The organism is Streptosporangium heterodermiicola, assembly GCF_051390675.1.
Classification (GTDB): Bacteria; Actinomycetota; Actinomycetes; order Streptosporangiales; family Streptosporangiaceae; genus Streptosporangium.
The window spans coordinates 482009-507911 of sequence record NZ_JBPJSR010000003.1 but is presented as its reverse complement, the minus strand read 5'-3'; the positions used below and the strand labels follow the sequence as shown (position 1 = coordinate 507911).

Below are 25903 nucleotides of genomic sequence, written 5' to 3'. Positions count from 1 at the left end.
CGAATCGGTTAAACGATCGCTCTCTGATCCGCCCGGCGGCGCCGGGTTCCTCGGTGGGGACGGGGATCCGGCAGGACGTGAGAGGGGCGGCGGGTCAGGCGGCCTGGAGGATCGAGGTGAGGACGCCGGGGAAGCGGATCTCCATCTCGGCGAGGCGGAGCTCGTGGCGGCGGAAGCTGCCTTCCGGGGTGACGCGGAGGAGGCCGGCCTCGCGGAGGACCTTCAGGTGGTGGGAGAGGGTCGACATGCTCACGGGGACGTCGAACTGGCCGCAGACCACGCCTCCGGCCTCGGCGAGCTGGCGGACGACCGAGAGGCGGACCTCGTCGGCGAGGGCGTTGAGCATGCCGGGGAGTGTGACGGAGGCCACGTCCGGGTGGTGGAGGGCTCGCATGGGCCGATCCTAACCGAGGACTTCGAGACTTTGACAACCATCGAAGCCGGTCACACAATTCGATGCATGTCGAAATCCATGAGGAGGCCGGATGACCCCCGATGACGTGCTCTCCACGACCAGGGCCGTGCGCAGGCGGCTGGACCTCACCCGGCCCGTCCCCCGTGAGCTCGTCGAGGAGTGCCTCAGGCTCGCCGTACAGGCTCCGACCGGGCGCAACCGCCAGCGCTGGCACTTCGTCGTGGTCACCGAGCGGGAGCAACGGGAGCGGATCGCGGCGCTGTGGCGGGAGGGGATGAACCTGCCCGGGACCCCGATACCGGAGGAGGACGCGCGGCGGGCGTACGCGTTCCCGGGCTCGATGGAGCGGGTGTGGGAGGGGGCGGATCATCTGTACCGGCACATCCACGAGGTCCCGGCGTTCCTCGTCCCGTGCATCACGGGGCGTACCGAGGGAGCGAGCGTGCACGAGCAGGCCAACACCTTCGGTTCGATCATGCCCGCCGTCTGGAGCTTCATGCTGGCCGCGCGGGCCAGGTCACTGGGTACGGCCTGGCTGGGGCCGCTCCGCCTGGAACGGGAGGCGGCCGGGGTGCTCGGCATCCCGTACGAGAGGGTGATGCAGGTGGCGTTCGTCCCGCTGGCCTACACGATCGGGACCGACTTCAAGCCCGCGCGCAGGGTGCCGATGGAGGAGGTCACGCACTGGGATCGCTGGTGAGTCCACCCCTGCTCCCGGCGTCGACGGCTCTCCTTGGGAGACGTTCTCCGTGAGAGACATCGTCGGCGCTGATGAGATGCCTGTGAGCCGGATACATCCTTGTGTGTACGGGTGACCCGTCCCGCGCCGGACTCGCGGGCCGTGTCGGGGTGGTGAGATGGGAGGCATGAGACGAGACGCGCTGTGGGCCGCGGCGTGCTTCGTCAGCGGTCTCCTCCTGCTCGCCGCGGGCGCCTACCAGCATCGGTGGGCCTCCGCCCCGCTGTTCGCCGGGCCGCTGGCGGTCGCGTGCGCGGGGGTCGCGGTACGGCGGAGCAGGCCGCTGCTCTCGCTGGGGCTGGGGGTCGTGGCCTTCCTCGGCGACTTCGCGATGGGCCCGTCCCTGGGCACGATCCTGATCGTCACGGACAACCTCTACGCGGGGGTCAGGTACGGTCCGCGGGCGCTGGGCAGGTGGATGCTCGGCATCACCTCGGTGATCGCCGTCGTGGCGGGCGTGATCGCGGGGGCCCTCTTCAGGCACTGGTCGGCCGCCGCCATCTTCCTCGTCCAGGGCGGCCTGGTCGGGGTGACCCCCGTCTTCACCGCCATGCTCACGCGGCAGCTGCAGGACCAGGCGCTGTCCGAGCGCGCGAGGGCCGAGCAGGTGGCGCGGCTGGCGGAACTGGACCGGGTGGCGGCTGTGCAGGCCGAGCGGACCCGGATGGCGCGGGAGCTGCACGACATGATCGCCAACCACTTCAGCGCGATCGCCATCCAGTCCACCGCCGTCCTCTCCCGCAGGGACCTGGACGCGCGGGCCGTACGGGAGGTGCTGGCGTCCATCAGGGAGAACAGCGTCGAGGGCATGGCGGAGATGCGCGCCATGATCGGGCTGCTCCGGCAGGACGGCGAGGAGCCGGAGGCGATCAGGCGGCGGCTGGCCGAGGCCGGGGAGCTGGCCGAGCGGGCGGGGGAGGCTGGGCTCGACGTCCGGATGCGCGTGGACGGCGAGGCCAGGGAGCTGCCCGCCTCGGTCGACCTGGCCGGTTACCGGATCGTCCAGGAGTCGCTGACCAACGCGCTCAAGCACGGCGGCAAGGACGCCGACGTGGTGATCGGCTACCGGCCGGGGCTGGTCACGCTGACCGTGGACAACCCGATCGACGGCGCGGGGCGAGGGCTTCCCGGGGCGGGTGCGGGGATCATCGGCATGCGGGAGCGTACGGCCCTCGTCGGCGGGGTCTTCGAGGCCGGTCCGCACGACGACGGCTGGCGCGTCCACGCCGAACTGCCCACCCGGGAGATCGCGTGACCGGACCGGATGCCCAGCCAGGGGATCACGTGACCGGCCTGGACGTCCAGCCGGGGAATCGCGTGACTGGACCAGATGCCCAGCCGGGGAACCGCGTGACCGGACCGAACGTCCGGCCTGGGGATCACGTGACCGGCCTGGATGTCCAGCCGGGGGATCGCGTGACCAGCCGACCGTTCGCCCGGGAGATCGCATGACCATCCGAGTTCTCGTCGCCGACGACCACGCGGCGGTCCGCGCCGGGATCGTCCTCATCCTCGACGGCCACGAGGACGTCGAGGTCGTCGGCCAGGCGGCCAACGGGGAGCAGGCCGTCGCGATGGCCCTCGACCTCCGTCCCGATGTGGTCCTGATGGACATCCGGATGCCGAAGCTGGACGGGATCTCCGCGACGCGCGAGCTGAGCGGGATCACCGACGTGCTGATCCTGACCACGTTCGACCTCGACGAGTACGTCTTCGGGGCACTGCGGGCCGGAGCCGCCGGGTTCCTGCTCAAGAACACCGACGCCGACGCCCTGGTGGACGCGGTACGGGTGGTGGCCAGGGGCGAGGGGCTCATCGCGCCCGCGGTCACCCGGCGGCTGATCTCCGCCTTCGGCGCGTCGGTGCCCGAGCGCAGGTCGTACGAGGTCGGCGGTCTCACCCCGCGCGAGCGTGAGGTGCTGGCCTGCATCGGGCGTGGCCTGTCGAACGCGGAGATCTCCGCGGAGCTGGACATGGCGGAGGCGACGACGAAGACCCATGTCAGCCGGTTGCTGAACAAGCTGGGTCTTCGCAGTCGCGTTCAGGCCGCGATCCTGGCCCAGGAGCTCTCCACCGAGAGGTGATCCGTCCTCGCTCGGAGGCTCCCCGCCGGGAAGCGCCCCTTCCGACCCGAAGGCGCTCCGTTTCCAGCCCGAAGGCGCTCCGTTGGGAAGTGACGCGTCCTGGTCAGGAGTCTTCCGTGGGAACCCTGCAAGGCGGTCCCGTAGGAACCCCGGTCAGGTGACCTCCCCGGAGACGTACGAGTTCCCGGTCAGGGGTTTTCAGCGGGGACGTACAGGGAGAGGGTCTCCGCGACGCAGGCCGGTTTCTTCGCGTCCTCGATCTCCACGGTCATGCGGACGTTCGACAGGTAGCCCGAGGGGGTGCCCTTGAGATCGACGAGCTCGGCTCCGGCGCGGATCCGCGCGCCGACCGGGATCGGCGAGGGGAAGCGGACCTTGTTGAGCCCGTAGTTGATGCCCATGGCCAGGCCGCCCACCTGGATCAGTTCCGACATCAGGGAGGGCAGCAGCGACAGGCTCAGGTATCCGTGGGCGATGGTGGCGCCGAACGGCCCCTGCTTCGCCCGTTCCACGTCCACGTGTATCCACTGGTGGTCGCCGGTCGCGTCGGCGAACAGGTTGACCTGCTCCTGGGTGACCTCGCGCCACTCGGTATAGCCGAGGTGCTCCCCGACGGCGGTCTTGAACTCGGTGATGTTGGCGAAAGTTCTCATGTCCGGAACTTTATTTCGTTGAGGGTACGGCGAGAAGATTCACCACCGCGAACTCCTCTGTGAACTCCTTCGTGAACTTTTCTGTGAACTCCTCGCCACCGCCCGCTTCCCTCCTCGTGCACACGGTGGCCTCGCCGGTGGGAACGGCCGCGCCCGACGGGCGGGGAAGGCTTGGGGCGTCGACCGTCTCGCACTCCTCGACGGTCCTCTCGCCGGATCGTGGAGACCGCCGCGGGCCAGACCTCCTCGACGGGCCGGATCTCGATCCGCGCGGTCTCCTCCGGGGTCCACACCCTTCCCGGCCCGTTCTGGAACGGCTGCCCGGTCTCCTCGCCAGCGTCGCCCGTGTCGCCCGTGTCGCCCGATGGTGCCGCCGGGGTCATGCTCACACCCTCTCCGCCCCTGCTGGGGAGGGTGTCCCCGACCACCGCGATCACCCCCGCGACCGCGACCGCGAGCGCCGACCGCGCCCGCGCGCGCCTGCGCCGCCGGCGCTTCCTGCCGATCGTCACCACCAGGTCCCCGACCGGCTCGGGCGCGGACCTCGCCGCCCTGGCCGGCGTACGGACCTGCGCCTCCTCGGTCGTACGGACGTGCCCTTCCGGATCCTCCCTCCTCCGCACTCTCGGCCACGCGTCCCCCGGACGCGTGAGGGCCTCCCGTGTCAGGTCGGCGGCGTCCTCGGCGTTCCCGGTGAGTACGTAGCCGTACCGGTACAGCGCTCTGGCCGTGCGGCGACGAAATCGGCGAACTCCACGCATCCAAGGACGCTTCAGGGACACGTTCTGTTGCATCCCTTTTCATCTGTCTCCGGCGCACCGCTTTCCGGCCACCTCCTTCCAGCATTTAGTACGGTCCGCATCTTGTTTTCGCTGTACGGCCCGCAGCGCAACACCGGCCGTTCACGCGGGCTCCCTAGCGTGCCGCCATGAGACGACGTATGACGATCACCATCGGCGCGGCCGTGCTGGCACTGGCGGTGTCCGCACCGGCGGTGGCCGACCCCGGGCAGCCCACCTCCGACGGCGCCGGGACCCAGCAGGCGGACGCACAGCAGACGGATTCACAGCGGCCGGGTTCCGGTCACCCCGGCTCCGGTCACCCCGGGTTCGGGCGCGCCACGCTCACCGGGTTCGCCTCCCTGCCCGCGCTGACCTTCGTTCCCGGCAGCGAGCCGTCGGGGTCCAAGCTCGGCACGGCTCCCGTCAACGGGGTGACCCCGCCGTTCGCCGGGCAGCCGGTGCAGGGCTTCAGCGGCATCGTGCGGCGGCACGACGGCACCTTCGACGTGCTGTCCGACAACGGCTTCGGCGCCAAGGACAACAGTGCCGACTTCCTGCTGCGGGTGCACCGGGTGAAGCCCGACTTCCGCCGCGAGAAGGTGTCGGTGCTGGGCGGGTTCAACCTGAGCGACCCCGACAGGCGCGTCACCTGGCCGCTGACCCGGCCGGACCGGAAGCTGACCGGCGCCGACTTCGACGTGGAGTCGATCGTACGGACCATCGACGGCACCTACTGGATCGGGGACGAGTTCGGCCCGTTCCTGCTGCACTTCTCCTCGTCGGGCAGGCTGCTCGACGCCCCGATCCCGCTGCCCGGTGTGAAGGCCCCGGAGAACCCCTCTCTCAACGGCGAGCAGCCGAACCTGGGGCGGAGCAAGGGCTTCGAGGGCATGGCGCGCTCGGTCGACGGCCGCACGTTGTACCCGCTGCTCGAAGGCACCGTGACCGGCGACACCGCCGGGACGCTGCGGATGAACGAGTTCGACCTGCGCCGGCGGGCCTACACCGGCAAGCGCTGGACCTACACGCTGGAGAGCCCCGACAACGCGATCGGCGACATGATCGCGGTCGACCGGTACCGGTTCCTCGTCATCGAGCGCGACAACCTCCAGGGGGACGCGGCCAAGACCAAGCGCATCTACATGGTGGACACCCGCCACGCGGACCTGCGCAAGACCCTCGTCGCCGACCTGCTCGACCTGGCCAACCCGCGCGGCCTGGGCGGGTTCGGGGAGACCTTCCGCTTCCCGTTCCAGACCATCGAGGACGTCGTGATCCTCGACGACCGGACCCTGGGCGTGCTGGACGACAACAACTTCCCGTCCTCCTCCGGCCGTACCCCGGGCAAGCCCGACAACAACGAGTTCATCACCGTGCGCCTGTCGCGCCCGCTCCGGGCCGACATCCGCGTCTATCTGTGACGTCGGCGAGCCTTCTCCCTCAACCCTCTCCGCGAGCCCTTCCTCCCTTTCCGGGAGGAAGGGCTCGCCCCTTTTCCGGGAGCCTGCTCTCGTACCGGAGGCGTTCGTCCTGAGGGCCGCTTGTCCCGAGGGGGTGGCGCTGGGCCGTCACGCTCCTGGCGTGATCCGGCCCGGTGAGATTCCGGATGCCCCCACCTCTCACCACACGAATAACTACGACAAAACAGCAAATAGCAATAGATAAGATCTCATTATTCTTCACGGCGTCATTTATTTGCTCTGCCGCAACCGTTTCAATGCGCTATCTCATGGTCCGAGGGGTATCTCCTACCTGCTGTCACTTATGGGGCAGTGAGGGATATCAGATGTTTTCGGAACCAGAAATGAGATGGGGAAATAACGTGCTTCCTCGAAAGAGCGAACGGACACCGGGGGCGAACTCCGGCAGGCAGGTGGGCGTCCTCGCCATCGCGGCAGTCGCCGGCATCCTCATGACGTCGAACCAGGTACCGGCAGGCGCCACCATCGGGCAGGACCGGATGCTCGGCTCGATCTCACAGCTGAATGCCGACAGCACTTCCGGCGACCGGTTCTCCGGCCGCCCCGACCCCTCCCGCCGCCAGCACCGCGGGCACGAGCCGAGGCCCTCCGACAGGTGGCGGGGCAGGTCGCAGCGTTACCAGGATCGTCCCTACGACCGCTACCGCGGACGCAGGGGTGACAACGCGGCACCCGCCGGACGTGAGCGCCTCACCCGTTCCGAGCGGATGATGAGGGAACTCCAGGAAGACCCGTCGTTCCCGGAGATCATCGTTCGCGAGAAGTGAGCCCGACGGGCGACTTCCCGTCCCAGCCGTGACAAGACGCGAGAGGACGAGGACCAGGCCGAGCGACGAGGCCGAGCCTGACCCGGGAACGAGGCGCAGGAGACGGTACGCCGCCGAGACGGGGACCGGTCACCGAGATCCGGCGGGTCCGGTACGGCACGAGAACGAAGAGCGGCCGATCACCCCGGTGCCGGAGCGGGTGCCGTCGAGCCGGAGAAGAAAACGCATGTGCCGTACCGGTGCACACCGGTACGGCACACATCGACTCACCCTTCCCCTGTGACCCATCCCCTCTTCCGTGGGTTATTTGAAATCACCCCTTGAACACCATGGATGAATAATCATTACAAATACTACCAAATCATAGATGAGGCACAGGTTTTCTTTCACAACACTGTTTATTTGCTCTTCCTCAACTATGGCGGCGCGTTATCCGCATAAGCCTCGGGTATCTCCTGTCCGCGTCACTTCCGTGACCGAATGACAGATCCGAGTTTTTTCGGAATTAGCAATGATATGGGGAAATAACGTGCTTCCTCGTAGTAGCAGATGGGCGCCGTCTCTTTCCGGTAAGCGCGCCGGCGCTCTGGCCATCGCGGCGATGGCCGGCATCCTCATGGTGTCGTCGAACCAGGTGCCGGCGAACGCCGCCGGGGGGACGAACCTTCTCGACCTCACCCCCTACGGCGACACCGGGGGGGCCGGCGGCAAGGCCCGCCTTCAACATTCCGCGCACCCCGGCGAGAAGCCGCTTCTCCGCCCGTGCCGGCCCTGCCGATGCCCCGGCGGGGCCCGTAACTGCGACTGCCCCGGTGGTCGCGGCGGAGGCGGAGGCGGCGGGGGCGGGGGCGGATGCGGCAGGAACGACGACCGGGACCGGGACAGGGCGCGGGACCGAGACCGGGATGACGACGACGATGACGCGGTGATCGCCGTCCCTGTCCGTGTGCCCGTCGCGCCCACCAGAACGCCCACCGGAACTCCTACCGGGACCACCGCCGGTCCGGCAGGGCCCGCGGGACCAGCGGGACCTCCCGGACCGGCAGGGCCCCCCGGACCCGCGGGACCGGCGGGGCCTCCTGGACCAGCAGGACCCGCGGGAGCGAACGGAGTGGGACTGGCAGGCCCCGCCGGACCAGCGGGACCGGCGGGGCCTCCCGGACCAGCAGGCCCGGCAGGAGCGAACGGGGTAGGACCGGCAGGCCCGGCAGGACCGGCAGGACCTCCCGGACCAGCGGGGCCCCCCGGACCGGCAGGCCCGGCAGGAGCGAACGGGGTAGGACCGGCAGGATCTTCCGGACCAGCAGGACCGGCAGGACCGGCGGGAGCGGACGGATTCGCGGGACCTCCGGGAGCGGACGGCCCGGCGGGACCGGCAGGACCCGCGGGACCCGCAGGGCCTGCGGGCCCGGCAGGACCTCCGGGACCGGGGACGCTCGTGGCTCCGCCCAGCCCTCCGGATTGCGCCTTGGGCGGTCCTCTGGTCGTTTCCGTGTGCGCCGTCGCCCCTGTCGTCCTTCCGATCGTGCCTGTCAGCTTTCCCGTCGCTCCCGTCGGCGTCCCCGGACCTTTCTGTCTCCCCGGTCCGGTCAGCGCCGTCGACGTTCTCCAGGTGTCGGGAAGCGTTGGATGCGTGTAGCGCGTGGCCAGGCGGCGTGCTTCCTTGACCCGCGCGGGACAGGGCGCACGCCGCTTCGATACGGGCACGACCTCGCGAAAGCGGAAACGGACACGGACACGGAATCCGTACGGCACCGGCCCGCACCGCCACGAGGCCCGATGACGGCACGGCCGTAACCGGTCGGCACGGCCACCGGGGTGATCTGTCCGGGACGGAACCCGGAGATCACCCCGGTGGCCGTGCCGTCGCGGGCGCACGGCCCGGCGGCCGGGCGCCAGCCCCTTCCAAGAGCACGGCAAGTCGGTTCCAAGACGGTTCTCGCAGACTGGGTCCGCCGCCCCTGGCAAAGGACGAAAGATGCTTGCGATGAATGTCACAGACCGCCCGTACACCCACGAGATGGTGGTAGTCCACCGTGTCTTCCGGCGAGAGTCCGGTTTGATGCCCAGGTTCGTCCGGGCGGTGCCCGAAGGCGACACGGCTCGCGCGGCCGAGATCGCCGAGCACTACCTCGACTACGCCGAGGGCCTGCACCACCACCACAGCGCCGAGGACGAGCTGGTGTGGCCGCTCCTGCTGTCGCGGGTCCGTCTGGAGAAGGACATGGTGGTACGGATGGAGGAGCAGCACGACCGGATCTCCGAGACCCTGACCCGGATCGCCGAGGTGCTGCCCGAGTGGCGGCTCACCGCCTCGAAGGGAGCCGGCGAGAAACTCGCGATCGCGATGGAGGAGCACCGCACCGCCCTGGTCGAGCATCTGGACGACGAGGAGCGGTACGTGCTGGCGCTCGTCGCCGAGCACATGTCGGTCGCGGAGTGGGAGGCCGTCGGCGCACGCGCGGTGGAACAGATCCCCAAGAAGAAGCTGCTGATCTCGATGGGCGCGATCCTGGAGGAGGCCGACCAGGAGGAGCGCGGGTTCTTCCTCGGCAAGTTGCCGCTCTTCGCCCGGCTGCTGTGGAGAACCGTCGGCCGCCGCCAGTACGCCGAGCAGGTGTCGCGTCTCCGGGGACCGCTGGCGGCGTGAGCCCTGCCCCCGGAGGCCACCCGGCGAGCCCCCGCCGGAAGTCACGGGAGTCATGGGACGCGCGGTAGGCGCGGGGAGGCACGCCTCGCCCTTTGACGCGGAACACGCGGAACACGCGGAACGCATGGAACACCTGGAACAGGACGGGAAGGCCCCCGTCAGCCCCGGGTCGTCTCAGATCGGGTCCTCTCAGATCGAGTCGTCTCAGACTGGGTCTTCTCAGGCGGGCAGGACCGCGCGGGCCGCCATGAGGCGTTCCATCTCGTCGCGGTCCGAGGCGTCGCCCGAGACCTCGTCGGCCCATGCGAGCAGGCGGTGCAGGTGGGAGTCGGTCGTGGCCGTGGCTACGCGGTGACTGCCGACGAGGACCTCTCCGCCGGTCCCGTCGATGGTGATGAGCGTGCCTTCGGGGAAGGCGCGCCCACCGGCTCGCACGCGGGCGGCGGCGACGTCGACCGTGAGGTCCGCGGCCCCCACGACGGCGGGTTTGCCCATCGCCCTCGCGACGACGGCGGCGTGGCTGGCCGGTCCGCCACTGGCGGTGACGACCCCCACGGCGGCGGCCAGGCCGTGCATGTCGAGCGGGGAGGTGTGCGGGCGCACCAGGATGACCGGGCCGTCGGCGGCCATCCGCGCCGCCCTGTCGGCGGTGGTCGCCACCCTGCCGACCGCGACCCCCGGGCAGGCGCCCAGCCCCCGGGTGAGGACGTCACCCGCGTCGGCCGTCTCGACCCTGGGCGTACGAGCGTGGCGAAGATGGTGCGGGGAGACCCGGAGCAGCGCCTCGCCACGGCCGATGACGCCCTCGTCGGCCAGGTCCACCGCGACGCGGACGGCGGCACGCCCGACGAGGTTGCCGGGCCGCACCTGCAGGATCCACAGCTCGCCCGCCTCGAAGGTGAACTCCACGTAGCAGGTGTCGCGGTAGTGCCCCTCGATCCGGCCCATGGCCTCCAGGAGACCGGCCCACACGACCGGCTCCCGTTCGGCCAGCTCGGCCAGCGGCCGGGTCACCGACCTCCCGGAGACGACGTCCTCGCCCTGGCGGCCGAAGAGGACCTCACCGAACGGGACCCTCTCGCCGGTGTTGGGGTCGCGGCTGAACGCGACACCGGTGCCGCTGTGGTCGTCGCGGTTCCCGAACACCATGGCCTGCACGACGACGGCCGTGCCGAGCTCGTGCGGGATGTCGTGCAGCTCGCGGTAGGTCCTGGCGCGCGGCGTGTCCCAGGACGAGAACACGGCCCTGACGGCCGGCTCCAGCTGCCCCATCGCGTCGTCCGGCACCGGTGCGCCGGCTCGTTCGCGGATGAAGTCCTCGACTCCCCGGATCGCGTACGCGAGGCGCGTCTCCTCGCTCCCGAACTCGCTCCCGGCCTCGTTTCCGGCCCTGTTCCCGGCGTTCCCAGCCCTGTTCCCGGCGTTCCCAGCCCTGTTCCCGGCGTCCCCGGCGTCTCCGGCGTTCCCGGCGGCGCGCTCGGCCGCCTCGCGTGCGACGGCTTCCAGGCGTTCCGGTTCCGTGCCGAGGACCGCCGAGGCGAAGCCGGACAGGAACCGCAGGCGGGAGTCGAGCGCGAACCGCGGGTCGCCGGTCTCGGCCGCCAGCCCCGCCGTGGTCTCGGCGGTGAGACCGAGGTTGAGGATCGTGTTCATCATGCCGGGCATCGACACGCCGCCGCCCGAGCGGACCGACACCGTCAGTGGCAGGTCGGGCCCGCCAAGGCGCCGTCGCGTGGCGGCTTCGAGATCGGAGACGGCGGCCGCCAGCTCGGCGTCGAGGCCGCCGGGAAGCTCCCCGTCGCGGAGGAAGGCGCGGCACGCGGCGGTGCCGATGACGAACCCCGGGGGGACCGGCACGCCGAGACGTCGCAGCACGACGAGGCCGTACCCCTTGCCGCCGAGGACGCTCGCGGTCTCCTCGACCTCTGCGGAAACCGGGTGAATCCAGGCCATCCATGTAGCATATCGGCGTGCCGAAGCCGCCCCATTCGACCAGTGTCGACCTGTTGACGCTCCATGCGCTTCGCTGCATCGGGTTCGCCGGCCTCCCCCGCGTGGCCCGGACGGTGGGGCTTCCCGAGGCCGACGTCGAGTCCGAGCTGATCGACCTCGCGGTGGCCGGCCTCGTCACGCACGCCTCGGGTGACTTCGGCGGGTGGGGGCTCACCGAGGCCGGTGTCGCCGCGGACGCCGAACGGATCTCCGCCGAGCTGGACGCGGCGGGCACCCGGGCCACGGTGTCCAGGGCGTACGACGGCTTCCTCGTGCTCAATCCGGAGCTGCTCGATCTCTGCACGGCGTGGCAGCTGCGATCCGTCGACGGCGTCGCGGTGCCGAACGACCACACCGACCCCGCCTACGACTCACGGCTCCTGGACCGGTTCGCGGACCTCGACCGGCGTGCCGACGGCGCCTGCGCGGACCTGTTCGCGTCGATGCTCCGGTTCCGGCGGTATCGGGCCAGGCTCACCACCGCGCTCACCCGTGCCAGGTCCGGGGCGCTGGACTACGTGTCGGACGACATGGAGTCCTACCACACCGTGTGGTTCCAGCTTCACGAGGACCTGCTCGTCACCCTGGGCATCCCGCGACACTGAGCCGTTCAGCCCCTCCGGAGACCCCCCGCGCCGCCGCCGTGTTCCGGCGGCCGTCCTCGAACCCGTCGGACACGGCGAGAACCCCGCCGCGTCCGGAGGACGCGGCGGGGTCCCGTCGGCTCACCCGGGTTACCCGGGGCTCACCTGATCCCGTACGCCCTGATGACGGTCTCGGTGAAGGCGTTGCCGCCGGTGTCGACGGCCTTCACGCGCAGCGAGGCGAACTTGCCGCGCGTGCCGGCCGGATTCCAGGTCTCGGCGGACCAGGTCCCCTTGCCGGTCGGAAGCACCAGTGTGGGCCACCAGGTGCGGCCGTCGTCGTAGGAGATCTCCGCGGAGAGCCTGCTCACCTTCAGGTCGGGTGAGCCCGCCTGGCGCTGGATCCGCAGCGGGACGCGCGTGTGGCCCGTGCCCGCGCGGTTGCGGTCGTCCAGCTCCGGGCTCATCCTGACGACCATCAGCGGAAGCGTCGACAGCCTGCCCTTCTCGGGGGTCTTGGACCTGAACCGCCATTCGGCACTGACCTTCGTGGAGAACTTGGTCATGGCCGGGTCGCGGTCGGCGGTCACGGCGAGCCGGTACTCGCTCTCCTTCTTGTCGGCGGGCACCTCGATGACGCCGGGCAGGTAGGTGTCGCTGTAGATCTCCTCGCCGTCGCGGTAGAGCTTGGCCCGCGGGGCGGTGTACTCGCCGTAGGAGTTGCGTTCGGGCACGCTGTCCTCGAACAGCCCGGTGGCGAACTGGAGCATGTCGTCCTCGCGCCTGGAGTAGTCCCCGCCGGGCAGGAACCCGGCCGCGAAGACGCCGTTGTTCCAGCGGTCGGAGATCTTCTGACCGGCGCGGTAGACGGTGGTCTCGCCGAAGAAGAACTGGTCGATGTTGTCCCAGACGTCCAGGGCCTTGTACTGGATGAAGGACGGGTACCAGCCGGTGTCGCCGGGCGTGTAGTACTCGGTCCGCCGGAACGGGAGGGGGAAGTGGGACACGTCGCCGTACGGCATCCAGGCCAGTTCCGTCCCGTACAGCACGGGCAGGGCGAAGTGCTCGCCGAACTTGGCGTCGTTCTGGGTGGCGTACGTGGAGGTGACCTTGGCGAGGTCTCGGCCGCGCGGGCGGTAGCCGGGGTCGGCGGGGATGCGCGGCTCGGCCTTCATCAGGTGGTAGAAGTACGGGCTGTCGTCGTAGGTGCCGTCGCCCTTCGGCTTGGCCCACTGCGTCCAGCGATAGTAGGCGAAGTTCTTGCTCACGGTACGGGTCGTGGGGATGGCCCTGATGCCCTCGATCCGGTCCGCGCCCCACCTGTCCGCCAGCTCGACGTCCACGCCCATCGGCTGGACGCCGTCGGCGAGCTGGATCATGCCGAGCATGCCGATGGCCAGTCGCGCGGTCGGCTCCTCGGTGCGTACGTCCACCGGCCTGGCCTTGCGGGCGTCGGCGGTGACGGTGCGGTCGGCGTCGAGGGTGAACTCCGGCTCCGCGGACATCACCAGGGTGCCGTCGTGGTCGAGCATGAGGGCGACGATCGTGTAACGGCTTCCCTTCCGCAGCCTGAGGTCCAGCGTGCCGCCGGAGATGTCGTAGTTGACCTGCTCCTTGGTGTCGAGGTCGATCAACCCGGCGAAGGAGTTCCGCGCGGGCCGCCCGTCCGAGCCGGTGAAGGCCAGCTTGAGGCCGCGCTTCTCCGGCTCGACCCGCATGCCGATGCCGGTACGCACGGAGACCTCGGCGTTGGCGGCGATGACCGTGCCGCTGTACATGCCGATCGCGCCCGGCTCGGCGGTCACCTCGACCCGCGCGGTGCCGTGCGCGGGGATCTCCACCGTGGTGGCGCCGAGCTCGAACGGCGTCACCGTCTCGCCCTGACCGTTTTTGGCCTTCACGCTCAGGTCCAGCCGTACGGCGGCGTCGCCGTCGTTGCGGTAGGTGAGCGTGCCCTTCCTGGGCGCGGAGGCGGGCAGCTCGATCTCTCCCAGGCTCAGCGAGGCGGGCTCGGCCGTGACCTGCTGGCCGACGGCGCGGGCGACGTCCACGCGGCCGGAGCCCTGGACGTAGGCGCCGAGCTCGTCGCCGGGCGCGGTGGAGGCCATCAGCGCCGCCTTGATCTGGCCGGCCTTCCACTCGGGGTGCCGTCCGGCGACGATCGCCGCCGCTCCCGTCACGTGCGGGGTCGCCATGGACGTGCCGCTCATCTCCGTGTACGAGTCGTCCGCCGAGGTGCCCCCGGCCCTGGCCGCGACGATGCCCGCGCCCGGCGCGATCAGGTCGGGCTTGACCGCGGCGTCGCCGACGCGCGGCCCGGTGCTGCTGAACTGGGTGACCGTGTCGGCGTCGCGGTAGGAGGCGCCGACCGAGAGCGCGCGGTCCGCGCTGCTCGGCGAGCCGAGCGTCTGGGGGCCGTCGTTGCCCGACGCGATGACGAACAGCGTGCCGTACCGCTCCGAGAGCGTGTTGACGGCCTGCTCAAGCGGGTCGACACCGGGGATGTCGGGGCCGCCGAGGCTGAGGTTGGCGACGCGGGCGCCGTTCTCCGCCGCCCAGGTCATGGCCTCGATGATGCCGGAGTCCGGGCAGTTTCCGTCCTGCTGACAGACCTTGCCGATCAGCAGCTTCGCGCCGGGGGCGACGCCCTTGTACCTGCCGCCGGAGGCGGCGCCGGATCCGGCGATCGTGGAGGCGACGTGGGTGCCGTGGCCGTTGAGGTCGCGGACGTCGGGCTCGGCGGTGAAGTTCTCGGTCTTGGTGACCAGGCCCCGCAGGTCGGGGTGGTCGGGGTCGTAGCCGCTGTCGAGCACCGCGACGGTGACGTCCTTGCCGGTGTAACCGGCCTCCCAGGCCCTGGGCGCGCCGATGTGCGGGACGCTGACGTCGAGGGAGAGCCTGGCCTTGCCGTCCAGCCAGATCTTCTCGGGTTCGGACGCCGCCCTGGCCTGCCCGGACGCCTGCCCGGACGTTTGCCCTGGCGTTTGCCCTGACAGCGACTTCCAGAGCGTGCCCGCGGCGGCTCGGGGCTCGCTCTGGGCGACGCCGTTGACCGCGGGCAGCGGGCGCCCGCCCGCGACGCGCAGCGTGGCGACGTCGGTCTGGCCGGAGTACGTCACGATGAGCGGGAGCGCCGGGCTGGCGGCGTCGTCGTAGCCGAGCTCGGCGAGCCGGGTGACGTCGAACAGCCGGGGGTCCAGCCTGCCCGCGGCCAGAAGGGGCATCGCGTCCACGGGGACGATGCTGAGCCCTTCCCCGGCCCGGCGGTGCACAAAGTTGATCTTCTCCCGGCCGGGTCCCGGCTTGACGTCGAGCTGGGTCTGCCTGTTGGGGAGCGAGCGGAGCGTGACCTTGTCGCCGGTGATGAGAGTGATCGTCTTGGGCGGTCCGGCCTTCGCGGGGGCGGCCTGCACGGCCTGGGAGGAGGAAGCCGAGGCCTTGGGGGTGGGGGCTGGGGTGGGGGTCGCCTGGACCGGCGTGGCGGCCGCTGTCAGGGCCGTTACCACACTGCCGATAAGGACGGTTCTCTGAAGCACATCCCGATTTCTAACGGTATGCGAATTTTGGTGACAAGGAGGTTCGTGTGGCCTATTGCGGCAACTGCCGAAAATGGCCAAGCTCGTAGGCATGCTTGATGACGGTCCGGCGCTGGCGGTCGTGGGGATCAGCGCGTTCGACGAGCGGATCTACCGAGAGGTGCTCGCCTGTCCCGGCATCACGGTGCGGGAGCTCGTCATGAGGAGCGGGGAGAGCTCGGGGCGCATCCAGACGTCGCTGACCAGGCTCCGCGCCAAGGGCCTGGTCAGCCGCCTGTGGGGACGGTCGCCCCGCTGGACCGCGACGAACCCGGGGACCGCCATCCGCTCGCTGGTACGCGGCATGCAGACCAACCTCGACCGGCTCACCGACACCGCCGACCAGCTGGAGGAGACCTTCCGCACCGCCGGTCAGGACCTGGAGGAGGGCGGCCAGTTCGAGGTCCTGGCGGGGCCGGAGGAGCAGGCCAGGTCGTACGTCCGGCTGCAGCAGGAGGCCAAGGAGGAGGTGCTGACCTTCGACCGGCCTCCGTACGTGCTGGACTATCACAACCCGGTGCAGACCGGCCTGCTCCGCGAGGGCGTCCGCTACCGGACCATCTACGTGCCCGAGGCGTTCGACCACGCGGGGGCGCTCGACGAGGTGGGCAGCCTGGTCAAGGCGGGCGAGGAGGCGCGGGTCCTGCCCGAACTGCCGTTCAAGATGGCGCTCGTCGACCGGCGGCAGGCGGTCATGCCGCTGCACATGGACCTGCCGCTGACGCGCGGCGTGCTGATCAAGGGGTCCACCATGGTGGTGGCCCTGGTCGAGCTGTTCGAGCGCATGTGGCGGGAGGCGCTTCCCATCTACCCGCAGCCCGCGTCCCGTGACGGCGCTCCGGAGCCCGCCGGCGAACCCCGCCGGGACGAGGAGCCCTGCCGGGACGGGGAGCCCTGCCGGGACGGGGAGAAGGAGTGGGCGGAGCTCGACCCGGAGGACCGGCGGCTCCTGACGCTGCTCTCGACCGGGCTCAAGGACGACGCCATCGCCCGCCAGCTCGGTACCAGCCCGCGCAGCCTCCGCCGCCGCCTGCGCCACCTCCTGGACGAGCTGAACGCCGAGACCCGCTTCCAGGCGGGCGCCCAGGCGAGCCGCCGGGGCCTCGTGTGACCCTCCCGGAGAGGGCCTTCGAACCTTCGAGCTTTCGAGCTCGTTGACCCTTCGAGCTGCGGCGCCCCGGAAGCCGCTCCGGCCGCCACTCGGGATGACCCGCCGGCCGCCGTGGTTTGGTCTACGCTTTGGCCCATGATCACCACCTGAGTTCGGTCGCCGGCGCAGCACTCGCCGAGGGCGCGGTAGCCGTACCCGCGTGATCCCGCGCCGCCGACGCCGGGAAGCGCCGTCGCGGCGGCCGTCCGCGGCGGGGCCGTACGCGGCGCGCGGAAGGAGCGTGATTGTGCAGTTCAAGGTTCTGGGCCCGTTGCGCGTCCGGTCGGGCGACGCCTCCCCGGCGCTGGGGCCGCCCAAGCAACGGCTGCTCCTCGCGGTGCTGCTCGGCCACCCGCACGGCTTCGTCTCCGTCGACCACCTGGTAGACGCGCTGTGGGGATCCGCGCCCCCGCCCTCCGCGGAGGCGAACATCCGGCTCTACGCGCGCGGCCTGCGCGTGGTCCTGGGGGCCGACCGGATCCTGCGCGAGGGCCGCGCCGGGTACCGGCTCGACGCCGACTGCGGCGAGGTCGACGCCTGCCGTTTCGTCGAGCTCGTCCACGACGGGCAGACGGCCCTGGCGGCGGACGACGCCACCGGAGCCCGGCGGTCGCTCGGCGAGGCGCTGGAGCTGTGGCAGGGGTCCCCGTTCTGCGACCTGCCCGCCGAGTCCGCCCTGCGCGAGGAGCGGTCCCGCCTGGAGGAATGGCGCATGGTGGCCCTTGAGCGGCGGATAGAGGCGGACCTGCGCCTGGGGCGGGACGCCTCCCTGGTGGCCGAGCTGACGGCGCTGGTGAACCGGAACGCCTTCCGCGAGCGGCTGTGGTCGCACCTGATGCTCGCGCTCTACCGGTCCGGCCGCCAGGCGGAGGCCCTGGAGGCCTACCGGCGGGCGCGCGGGATCCTCGCGGACGAACTGGGACTGGAGCCCAACAGGGAACTGCGCGCGATGGAGAGGGCCATCCTCACCGCCGACCCACGGCTGTGGGACACGGCCGGGATCCGGCCGCCCTGGGACACGGCCGGGATCCGGCCGCCCCAGGCGGACGCCCGTGCCAGTTCGGCGCGTCCGCCCGTGTCCGGCCACCGGGTGGTGCCCGCCCAGCTACCGGCGAGGCCGCTCGGGTTCGTGGGGCGCGACGGTGAGCTCGCGCACCTGGACGAGATCGCGGCGGGGACCGGCGAGGAGGCCCGGGTCGTCGCCGTCGTGGGACCACCGGGAGTGGGCAAGACGGCCCTGGTGGTCCGGTGGGCCCACCTCACGCGTCACCTGTTCGTCGACGGGCAGTTCTTCGTGGACCTGAGCGGGTTCGGGGTCGGCAGGCCGCTGGACGCGGGCCTGGTGCTGGAGCGTTTCCTGCGCACCCTGGACGTCCCGTCGTGGCGGATCCCCGCCGACACCGAGGAGCGGGCCGCCGTGTTCCGGTCGCTGGTGGCCGACCGGCGGATGCTGATCGTGCTCGACAACGCCGCCTCGGCCGCGCAGGCGCGCGCGCTGCTCCCCGGGGCCGCGCCGGGCCTGACCCTTATCACCAGCCGGCTCCGCCTGGACGGGCTCGCCACCACGCACGGCGTCCCGCGGATCCCGCTCGGCCCGCTGCCGGTGGCCGACGCCGTCGCCCTGCTCAAAGACCGGCTCACCCGGACGAGAAGCACCACGAGCGGCCCCACGGGCACTGCTCGTGGCACTGTCTCGGGCACTGCCACGAGCACTGCCACGAACAGCGGCACAGACGGCATCATGGGCAGTGCCACGAACGACGCCCCGGACGGTGTCACACGAGGCATCACGGACAGCGTCATAGGCGACGTCACGAGCGACGTCACGAGCGACGTCACGAGCGACGTCCCCGGCGCGGAAGAGCTCGCCGAGTTGTGCGACCGCATCCCCCTCGCCCTCCGGATCGCGGCCTCCCGCCTGGAGATGTCGGCGTACGACTCGGCCCTGCCCGCGCTGGTCGCGGAGATGACCGACGAGCGCGTACGCCTGGACAGGCTCGCCGTCGACGAGCACGAGGTATCGATCCGGGCGGTCCTGCGCGCCTCGCTCCGCCCGCTGGGCGAACCGGTCCGCCGGATGTTCCGGCTGCTCGGGCTGCATCCCGGCCCCGAGCCGTCACTCGCCGTCGCCGCGGTCCTGTCGGGCACGACGGCCGACGAGACACGGGGGCTGCTCGACCAGCTCGTGTCCGTCCACCTGCTCGCGCCCGTCTCCGGTGACCACTACGCGATGCACGACCTGGTGAGGATCTACGCCCGTGAGCGATGCCTCGCCGAGGAGGACGCGGGCGAGCGGGAGCGAGGCGTGACCGCGCTGCTCACCTGGTACCGCGACGCCGCCAACGCGGCCGACCGGGTCCTCCGGCCGAAGGAACGGCCCAACTTCGACTCCCCGACCCGGCCCGTGGGGTTCGCCGACGCGGCGTCGGCCCTGGCCTGGTTCGACGCGGAGGCCGCGAACCTCGACGCCGCGGTACGGCGAGCGGCGGAATCGCATCCGGCACTCGCCTGGCGGATCGCGGCGGCCATGTTCGGGTGGCTGAACCGGCGCCACCACGCGAGACAGTGGGCCGACCTCTACACCGTCGCGGCGGAGGCCGCCGCGACGGCCGGAGACCCCGCGGGCGAGGCCATGGTCACGGGCCGGCTCGCCATCGTGCACAGCCTGCTGGGCGACACGGAGCGCGCCGTCTCCGCCTGTCACCGCGCGCACCGGCTCCGGCTCCGGCTCGGGGACACCCTGGGAGCGGCCACGGCCCTGCTGAACCTCGCCGCCGTGTGCGTCAACGCCCACCGCCCGGAGGAGGCGATCCGGTGGCTGGAGGAGGCCGGTTCCCTGGCAGCGCACCTGGCGGACGCCCACCACTTCACCGCCCTGCTGCACAGCAACCTGGGTGAGGCCCACCACCTCGCCGGGCGCCTCCCCCAGGCCATGAGCCACTACCTGACCTCCCTGGAGATCAGCGAGACGAGTTGCGGTGACCGGGACATCGCCCAGATCCTGGTCAGCATGAGCGCGCTGCACCACGACATGGGCGCCCGCGAGGAGGCGGCGTCGTGCGGGGAGCGCGCCCTCTCCCTCGCCACCCGGACCGGTGACACCCTGCTGCGGGCGGAGGCGCACGAGGCGCTCGGCCTCGCGCGGGCCTCGCTGGAGCGCACCGGGGAGGCGGTCGCCCATCTTGAGGCCGCCCTGGCCCTCTTCGAGGACCTAAGGCACCGCAAGGCCGGAGTGGTACGCGACCACCTCGACCGGCTCGGCGCCGCCCCGGCCGGCTGACCGTCCTCTCCGCCCGTCCAGCCGACCCGCTTCCCGGGAGGCGGGGCCTCGGCATCGAACGCGAACGCGACGATCCGGTCTCGCGGTCAGCCGCGTATACGTGACATATACGGCGCCTATCCGAGCCGATGGCACGATCTCGGTAGCCGGTCTCCCCGGCCCGGCCCTTCGGGAGGAACCATGATCACCACAGCGCGGCGGTGACCGGACGTTCAGCCCTCTCCCGTATGAGACCTAGATCACGGTGCCGTGACAAGGCGCGACCGTAGGGGCGTCGCGCACCGCCGGCACGTACGAAATCGTGATCACCAACCGGTGGCGACCTCCCCGCGGCGGTCGTCGCGGGCCCAGCCGTCGCGTGCGGACGGCGACCTCCCGCAGCGGTCGCCGTCCGCACCGGCCTCCGGCTCGGTGCCGTCCCGCCCCGTCCTGCCCCGGGGTACGAGACCACGCTCGGCGGGATGTTCGCCCCGGAGGCGGGCGACGACACGGAGCACGATGTCACCCGGATGACCGCGATCGTGCCGGGCATCGTCGGCGCACTCGTCGCGTCGCCCGCGCCGGCCCTCACCCCACGGTGAGGCCCATCCTGAGGCCGACCCCCGTCCCGACGCGGACGAAGGCCCCCTGACCCGTAACGCGCCCGTAACCCGTACGCGCGAGAGCACCCGTCCCCTTCGTGGAGGCGGGGCTCTTCCGCGTACCGGGTCCGCGTGCCGGGCAGGGGCATCGGCACGGCTTGTACACCGCGCGAAAGCGGTCGTCGCCGACCGGTGAGCCGCCGGTGCGCAGGTCCGCGTGCTCCGGTCCAGCCCGGTCCGGCCCGGTCCGGCCGATCACCGCACACCCTCCGAACAAGCAAATGAGTGGTTGGCAATCGGGCCGATACGTGATCTCCTGAACTCCTGAAAAAAACACGAGCCGGGCTCATGGAAATCTTGACGCCACCGACGCGGCATGTTGTGATCTAGGCAGTCATTATTTCATGGTCCTTTAGTAGGAAATGGGGCAGTTGTGAGGGTTCTCCGGCGTGCGGCCGCGATGGTCGCGCTCCTGGTGGGCGCTGTCGGCGTCCAGGTCATCCAGGGCGGAGCGGCGCAGGCGGCCCTGCCCACCGCCGCCGTCGCACTCGGCGACAGTTTCATCAGCGGGGAGGGCGCGGGAGACTACCAACCCGTCGTCGACACCTCCGGAACGGCACAGGGCTTCCCCGGCTGGTCGGCGGCGAACAGCAACGCCTACTTCTGCCACCGGTCGGCGAACGCCTCGTTCTTCAAGGCGTCGCTCCCCGGCATCCAGGACCGCTTCAACCTCTCGTGCTCCGGCGGCCGGCCCTCCGACATCGCGAACGCCTCCAGCGCCCGCCCCAACGGCCGCTCCGTCGCCTCGCAGCTCGACCAGCTGCGCGCCGTCGCCCAGACCCACGACATCGACGTCGTCCTCATCGGCCTCGGCTCCAACAACAGCCAGTTCACCTTCGGCGACGTGGCCACGTTGTGCGCCAACCGCTTCATCGCCGACGCCTGGACGGGCTGGTGGGAGTTCTGGGCCTACCTGGGCGGCGACGTGCCGCAGGAGCCCTGCACCGTCTCCGACCTGGCCTCCGACGCCGAGGTGGCCGCCGCCACCACCGAGACCACCGCCGCCCTGCGCCAGATCCTCGACACCCTCGCCCAGGTCGACGCCGACGGCGTGCACCAGGTGGTCCTGCAGAACTACACCAACCCGCTGCCGCTCGACGTCGCCCCGCAGTACCGGGACGAGGACAACCGCACCGACACGCGCGACAAGTTCCGCGACCTCGGCGCCGAGCGGTACGCCGCAGGCTGCCCGATCCACCGCGCGAGCCTCGCCCCCGGGCACGTGTTCTCCCAGAACCTCGGCAACCTCGTCAGGAACGCCTACAACACGCTGGCGGCCGAGCGTCCGGCGGCCAACCTGCGCGTGCTGGACGTCCAGAAGGCCTTCGACGGAGCCCGGCTCTGCGAGAACCCCGGCAGCCCGGGGAACGCGCTCGCCACACCGGTCCGGGTGCAGGAGTCGCCGAACGGCAACGTCGTCAACAGCCTGTCCGGCTGGGACAAGATCCGCGTCCAGAAGGCGGCGAACACCTGCGTCACCTACTTCCAGACCTGCCAGGAAGCGTGGCACCCCAACGCCGCGGGCCACGTCGTCCTCGGCCAGTGCCTGACCGGCGCCCTCACCGCCGCACCCCGCACGGTCGTCACCTGCGCCCGTAACACGAACGGCACACTGACCATCTCCTGACATCTCCAGACATCTCCACTCGACGCACGACGCACGACGCACGACGGCGCGCGCCCCACTCCGGGCGCGCGCCGTCCCGCGTTCCGCGACGGCCCCACCGCCCGACGCCGTGACCGGAAAAACTCACCGGGCGGCATCGGCCCGGGCGGTTCCCGATGTCGGTTCCCGATGTCTCCTCGCCGTTCCGGATCGGGAGGTTCAAATGTGTCGGCGCATGGGCCCACAGCCGAAATCGGCACCCTTGCCGCCCTCGGCGGGTCGAGACCCTGAGGCGGATCAGTCGACGACGGAGAAAACCCAGAAAACGAGCAGTGCCATCAGGATCACGCCGGCGACGAAGATCCCCAATGTGATCCCGAAGAATCTGCCACCGGGTCCCCGGAACCTCGTGAAGGCTCCGACGAGAGCCCCCGGCGCGGGCAACCCGACCAGGATCAGCGGCGGCACGAACGCCGGGACGAACAGATCCCGCGACCCGGAATCAATCACCCGGACCACTGTCCCGATCGGCATGACCATGAGGATCGAGCTGAACAAGACGAGAATGAAGGCCAGAGGCCTGTAGTTCCGCTCGTTCGGATCAGAGGAGTCGATTGCCATGGTGACCGGATGCTGGCATCACCGTGGCGCAGCGTCAAGATCGGCGGCTGTCGGAGCCGAGCGAACGAGCACGCGCCCTCCAACGGCGTACAGGCCGATTCACCGCGAACCGGCTCAGGCGGTGGCTGCCCGGCCGATGCCCCCTGTCCCTCATCCCCCGTAGTGTGACCCTGTGACCAAGAACTTCGCGATCTTTCAGGCTTCCGCCGAACACGGGGATGTCCTGGGCGAGATCCACGCGGAGTCCTGGAAGGCGGCCTACTCGGGCTTCTTCGCCCCGGAGTTCTGGGCCGAGGCGGTACGACACCGGCGCGGGAAGTGGCACGACGTGCTCGCCAAGGGCCAGGACACCGTCCTGCTCGCCGCGCTGGACGAGCGTCCCCTGAACTTCTCCTACTTCGGCTCCTCCCCGACCCGTCCGGGATCGGCCGAGATCTTCGGCTTCTACGGCCACCCGGACAGATGGGGTACCGGCAGCGCGGACGCCCTGATGACCGCGACCCTGCGCAGGCTGCGCGAGGACGGCTTCGGCCGGGTGCACCTGTGGACGCTGCGCGACACGCCCCGGTCACGCCGCTTCTACGCCAAGAGCGGCTTCACCGAGTCGGGCGCGGTCCGCGGACACGACTTCGGTGACGGCAACCCGATCGACCAGGTCGAGTACGAGTTCGTCCTGACCGGGATGCCGCGGGAATGACGCCCCGGTGACGAACCCGCCCCGGCACGAACGACGGCCCCGGCATCACGTGTAGACACCCCTCGGACGGCTCTCTCACCGCGGGCAGATTCCTGTGGTCGGAGCGGATGGCTTCGCGACCGCGGGGCAGAGGGACGCGCATGGTGAATCCCTTGGACATCGCGCTGGTCTTCCTGCTCATCGCCGCCGCGGGCCTCTTCGTTCGTTCCTGCACGCGGCAACGCCGTTGAAGCACGTGGTCGCTACGGGTGTCGCCTGCCGGGCGAGGGCCTCCTAAGTGACATGCAGGTCGACGACGCGGCCGTCAGGGTCGGTGAGAACGTGCCGCCCGGGCGCGAAACCCTGGGCGGTGGAGCCGGCCGGGACGGTGAGACCGAGGCGCAGACTTCCGGTGGCTGGGCGGCGACCGCCGGCGGGGTAGAGCTCGAACACGGTGCCGTCGAGGAGGGCGGCGTAGTGTTCGGGGCCGGCGCCGTGCCGCTCCTTGGCGAAGGTGAGGCCGAGCCCGGCGTAGAAGGCGTGGCAGGCGTCGAGCCGATCGGTGTAGACGACGATCAGACTGGTGCGAATCACAGGACTCCCCTCGACGACTGCGAGCCGGGCACCCGTCCCGGCTACCGCGCTCCAGTCGACATGGTGGGCTACTTCGGTATCACCAGGGAGACGAACAACACGAGGGCGGTGAGAAGGGTGAGGGTGATGCCCACGCTGAACAGGAAACCGATTCTTCCTGAACCTTTCCTGCCGGGGTCACTGAGGTCGACCACGACGGTTCCGGAAATCACGTCGTGCAGGCATCGACGCCTCGGTCCGACGAATATCCACAGCGCGTCGATCAGATGGATCAGCACTCCGGAATACGGCGTCGCCATAAGAGCGGGATGGACAAGGGCACGGATTCCCGCATGGCGGAGGCCCGGTGTTTCTCCGGTCGTGCTGGACACCACCTTCAGGCGGTAAATGCGCTTGCCGAGCGTCTGGCCCCACAGCGCGTGCTGCAGCCAGAAGTAGACGGCGAACAGGACGGTGACCGCGATCTCGATCGGCCAGTTGGGATTCCCCGCGTACGGGTTGAGATAGCTGACGAGGGCCTGTTCTTCGGATATCTCGAAGTCTTCCACAAGCAGTGGATAGATCGGCGATGTCGCCATGTAAAAGATCAGGCTGTCGATAACGAAGGCTACACAACGGTAACGCCTGGCGGCGAGAGTTCGTGGCGCCAGGGATTGGGGGGCGATCGTCATGCCAGTCAGTGTGCCGGATGCCTTCGACGCGTGAAACCGGGGCCGCGGGAGATCACGAGAAACGACGCGGCACCGGGTACGGCTCACCTCGGCACGCCGTCGACGCCGTCGACGCCGTCGCCGTGACGGGCGGCGGGACCGCAGAGCCGGAGAACACCTCTCGCGGACGCGGTCACCCCTGGACGGCACCTGATCGCGATCTCAGCCGGGGCCGGCCGCGGCATCGGGGTCGGTTGAGCCGTCGCCGACCCGGTCCAGCCACTCCGACAGCAGGGCGCGCTCGGCGCCGGTGAGCACTGTCAGCTTCGGGGTGACGGCCCGGAACGCGACAGCCGCCGCGGCCGCGCTGTCCGCGGGAAGCGTCGGCACGTCGGTGAGGATCGATCGCGTCACCGCCTCGTACATCGCGTCGGCGAGGTCGAGGTCCCGGTGTTCCGGCGGGGTGGCGAGCAGGGTGAGCACGGCGCCGGTGCCGGCGGCGTGGATGAGCTCGACGGCGCGCCTTTCCGGGACCCGGAGCCGGCCTGTCGCCGCGACACGGTGCACCCGGCCGCGCAGAACCTCCAGGCCCGCGGCCGCCGCCGGTGAACGGGCCCCGCGGCCGGGGGCGACGAGGAGCCCGAACAGCGCCGCGTTGGCGAGACCGAAGCCGATATGCGTGTCCCACCCCGCCCGCAGGTCCGCGACCGGGTCACCGCTGTCCTCGGCGAAGGACTTCCCGGCGACGTAGGTGGCGAAGACGTGCTCGGCGACGGCGTCGAGCAGGGCGTCCTTGTCCTCGAAGAACCGGTAGATGGTCGGCGCCTGCATGCCGGCCGCCTGCGCGACCGCGCGGGTGGTGACCGCGCTCGCGCCCTGCTCACGCAGGAGCCGCGCGGCACACTCCACGATGTTCGCCCGCGTCCTGTGCCTGCCGGCGCTGTCCGGCCTAGCCTCTGCCAT

At 70.8% G+C, this 25903-nt stretch carries 20 protein-coding genes; 12 read left to right on the top strand and 8 right to left on the bottom strand.

Translation table 11 applies throughout. The features are described from left to right. Positions 1–94 precede the first annotated feature (94 nt). Positions 95–394, bottom strand: coding sequence for an ArsR/SmtB family transcription factor (locus ACSC1Q_RS09560; protein ID WP_436758290.1), 300 nt, complete (start codon positions 392–394; stop codon positions 95–97). Between the two features lie 91 nt (positions 395–485). On the opposite strand from ACSC1Q_RS09560, the gene ACSC1Q_RS09555 reads away from it, so the two are divergent. The 3 genes from ACSC1Q_RS09555 to ACSC1Q_RS09545 all read left to right on the top strand — a co-directional run bounded on the left by ACSC1Q_RS09555 (position 486) and on the right by ACSC1Q_RS09545 (position 3238). Then, positions 486–1115, top strand: a complete 630-nt coding sequence (locus ACSC1Q_RS09555) for a nitroreductase family protein (protein WP_436758289.1) — start codon at positions 486–488, stop codon at positions 1113–1115. A 166-nt stretch (positions 1116–1281) separates the two neighbouring features. Continuing rightward, positions 1282–2409 (top strand): sensor histidine kinase, encoded by a 1128-nt coding sequence (locus tag ACSC1Q_RS09550; protein ID WP_436758288.1) that lies wholly within the window; start codon positions 1282–1284, stop codon positions 2407–2409. 193 nt (positions 2410–2602) lie between these two features. Continuing rightward, the gene (locus ACSC1Q_RS09545) at positions 2603–3238 is read left to right on the top strand and encodes a response regulator (RefSeq protein ID WP_436758287.1); all 636 of its coding nucleotides are present in this window, start codon (positions 2603–2605) and stop codon (positions 3236–3238) included. Between the two features lie 188 nt (positions 3239–3426). Here ACSC1Q_RS09545 and ACSC1Q_RS09540 read toward each other — a convergent pair whose 3' ends face one another. Next, complete coding sequence (locus ACSC1Q_RS09540; RefSeq protein ID WP_436758286.1) at positions 3427–3891, bottom strand: MaoC family dehydratase; 465 nt, start codon at positions 3889–3891, stop codon at positions 3427–3429. Between the two features lie 219 nt (positions 3892–4110). On the opposite strand from ACSC1Q_RS09540, the gene ACSC1Q_RS09535 reads away from it, so the two are divergent. The 4 genes from ACSC1Q_RS09535 (at position 4111) to ACSC1Q_RS09520 (ending at position 9571) form a co-directional block, all read left to right on the top strand. Continuing rightward, a complete protein-coding gene (locus ACSC1Q_RS09535) occupies positions 4111–4596 on the top strand; it encodes a hypothetical protein (protein WP_436758285.1) in 486 nt (161 codons plus the stop codon). 223 nt (positions 4597–4819) lie between these two features. Further along, positions 4820–6094 carry an esterase-like activity of phytase family protein gene (locus ACSC1Q_RS09530; protein ID WP_436758284.1) on the top strand — a complete coding sequence of 425 codons (1275 nt, stop codon included), beginning with the start codon at positions 4820–4822 and terminating at the stop codon, positions 6092–6094. Positions 6095–6495: 401 nt separating this feature from the next. Beyond that, complete coding sequence (locus ACSC1Q_RS09525; RefSeq protein WP_436758283.1) at positions 6496–6921, top strand: hypothetical protein; 426 nt, start codon at positions 6496–6498, stop codon at positions 6919–6921. A 1978-nt stretch (positions 6922–8899) separates the two neighbouring features. Further along, complete coding sequence (locus ACSC1Q_RS09520) at positions 8900–9571, top strand: hemerythrin domain-containing protein (protein ID WP_436758282.1); 672 nt, start codon at positions 8900–8902, stop codon at positions 9569–9571. A gap of 219 nt (positions 9572–9790) precedes the next feature. On the opposite strand, the gene ACSC1Q_RS09515 is transcribed toward ACSC1Q_RS09520, so the two are convergent. Next, the gene (locus tag ACSC1Q_RS09515) at positions 9791–11524 is read right to left on the bottom strand and encodes a pyruvate, phosphate dikinase (RefSeq protein WP_436758281.1); all 1734 of its coding nucleotides are present in this window, start codon (positions 11522–11524) and stop codon (positions 9791–9793) included. Between the two features lie 17 nt (positions 11525–11541). Here ACSC1Q_RS09515 and ACSC1Q_RS09510 point away from each other — a divergent pair, with 17 nt between their 5' ends. Continuing rightward, complete coding sequence (locus tag ACSC1Q_RS09510; protein ID WP_436758280.1) at positions 11542–12168, top strand: transcriptional regulator; 627 nt, start codon at positions 11542–11544, stop codon at positions 12166–12168. 140 nt (positions 12169–12308) lie between these two features. Here ACSC1Q_RS09510 and ACSC1Q_RS09505 read toward each other — a convergent pair whose 3' ends face one another. Then, the gene (locus tag ACSC1Q_RS09505) at positions 12309–15653 is read right to left on the bottom strand and encodes a S8 family peptidase (RefSeq protein ID WP_436758279.1); all 3345 of its coding nucleotides are present in this window, start codon (positions 15651–15653) and stop codon (positions 12309–12311) included. A 121-nt stretch (positions 15654–15774) separates the two neighbouring features. Between ACSC1Q_RS09505 and ACSC1Q_RS09500 the strand changes: the two genes are divergently transcribed. From ACSC1Q_RS09500 to ACSC1Q_RS09490, 3 genes are all read left to right on the top strand, one after another. Further along, positions 15775–16833, top strand: a complete 1059-nt coding sequence (locus ACSC1Q_RS09500; protein ID WP_436758278.1) for a TrmB family transcriptional regulator — start codon at positions 15775–15777, stop codon at positions 16831–16833. A 286-nt stretch (positions 16834–17119) separates the two neighbouring features. Further along, entirely contained in the window at positions 17120–20152 is a 3033-nt protein-coding gene (locus ACSC1Q_RS09495) for an AfsR/SARP family transcriptional regulator (RefSeq protein ID WP_436758277.1), read from the top strand. Positions 20153–21166: 1014 nt separating this feature from the next. Then, positions 21167–22420: an SGNH/GDSL hydrolase family protein gene (locus tag ACSC1Q_RS09490; protein ID WP_436758276.1), complete on the top strand. Its 1254-nt coding sequence runs from the start codon at positions 21167–21169 to the stop codon at positions 22418–22420. 276 nt (positions 22421–22696) lie between these two features. On the opposite strand, the gene ACSC1Q_RS09485 is transcribed toward ACSC1Q_RS09490, so the two are convergent. Continuing rightward, positions 22697–23020, bottom strand: coding sequence for a hypothetical protein (locus ACSC1Q_RS09485; RefSeq protein ID WP_436758275.1), 324 nt, complete (start codon positions 23018–23020; stop codon positions 22697–22699). Between the two features lie 172 nt (positions 23021–23192). Between ACSC1Q_RS09485 and ACSC1Q_RS09480 the strand changes: the two genes are divergently transcribed. Continuing rightward, positions 23193–23717, top strand: coding sequence for a GNAT family N-acetyltransferase (locus tag ACSC1Q_RS09480; protein WP_436758274.1), 525 nt, complete (start codon positions 23193–23195; stop codon positions 23715–23717). Positions 23718–23990: 273 nt separating this feature from the next. On the opposite strand, the gene ACSC1Q_RS09475 is transcribed toward ACSC1Q_RS09480, so the two are convergent. The 3 genes from ACSC1Q_RS09475 to ACSC1Q_RS09465 form a co-directional block, all read right to left on the bottom strand. Then, a complete protein-coding gene (locus ACSC1Q_RS09475) occupies positions 23991–24290 on the bottom strand; it encodes a VOC family protein (RefSeq protein WP_436758273.1) in 300 nt (99 codons plus the stop codon). Between the two features lie 68 nt (positions 24291–24358). Continuing rightward, entirely contained in the window at positions 24359–24961 is a 603-nt protein-coding gene (locus tag ACSC1Q_RS09470; RefSeq protein WP_436758272.1) for an RDD family protein, read from the bottom strand. Between the two features lie 201 nt (positions 24962–25162). Continuing rightward, entirely contained in the window at positions 25163–25903 is a 741-nt protein-coding gene (locus ACSC1Q_RS09465; protein ID WP_436758271.1) for a TetR/AcrR family transcriptional regulator, read from the bottom strand.

Coding starts and splice junctions, on each gene's coding strand:
- ACSC1Q_RS09560 (WP_436758290.1), bottom strand. CDS start 394: ATGCGAGCCCTCCACCACCCGGACGTGGCCTCCGTCACACTCCCCGGC.
- ACSC1Q_RS09515 (WP_436758281.1), bottom strand. CDS start 11,524: ATGGCCTGGATTCACCCGGTTTCCGCAGAGGTCGAGGAGACCGCGAGC.
- ACSC1Q_RS09470 (WP_436758272.1), bottom strand. CDS start 24,961: ATGACGATCGCCCCCCAATCCCTGGCGCCACGAACTCTCGCCGCCAGG.
- ACSC1Q_RS09545 (WP_436758287.1), top strand. CDS start 2,603: ATGACCATCCGAGTTCTCGTCGCCGACGACCACGCGGCGGTCCGCGCC.
- ACSC1Q_RS09530 (WP_436758284.1), top strand. CDS start 4,820: ATGAGACGACGTATGACGATCACCATCGGCGCGGCCGTGCTGGCACTG.
- ACSC1Q_RS09555 (WP_436758289.1), top strand. CDS start 486: ATGACCCCCGATGACGTGCTCTCCACGACCAGGGCCGTGCGCAGGCGG.
- ACSC1Q_RS09500 (WP_436758278.1), top strand. CDS start 15,775: ATGCTTGATGACGGTCCGGCGCTGGCGGTCGTGGGGATCAGCGCGTTC.
- ACSC1Q_RS09485 (WP_436758275.1), bottom strand. CDS start 23,020: ATGGCAATCGACTCCTCTGATCCGAACGAGCGGAACTACAGGCCTCTG.
- ACSC1Q_RS09540 (WP_436758286.1), bottom strand. CDS start 3,891: ATGAGAACTTTCGCCAACATCACCGAGTTCAAGACCGCCGTCGGGGAG.
- ACSC1Q_RS09520 (WP_436758282.1), top strand. CDS start 8,900: ATGCTTGCGATGAATGTCACAGACCGCCCGTACACCCACGAGATGGTG.
- ACSC1Q_RS09465 (WP_436758271.1), bottom strand. CDS start 25,903: ATGGCAGAGGCTAGGCCGGACAGCGCCGGCAGGCACAGGACGCGGGCG.
- ACSC1Q_RS09550 (WP_436758288.1), top strand. CDS start 1,282: ATGAGACGAGACGCGCTGTGGGCCGCGGCGTGCTTCGTCAGCGGTCTC.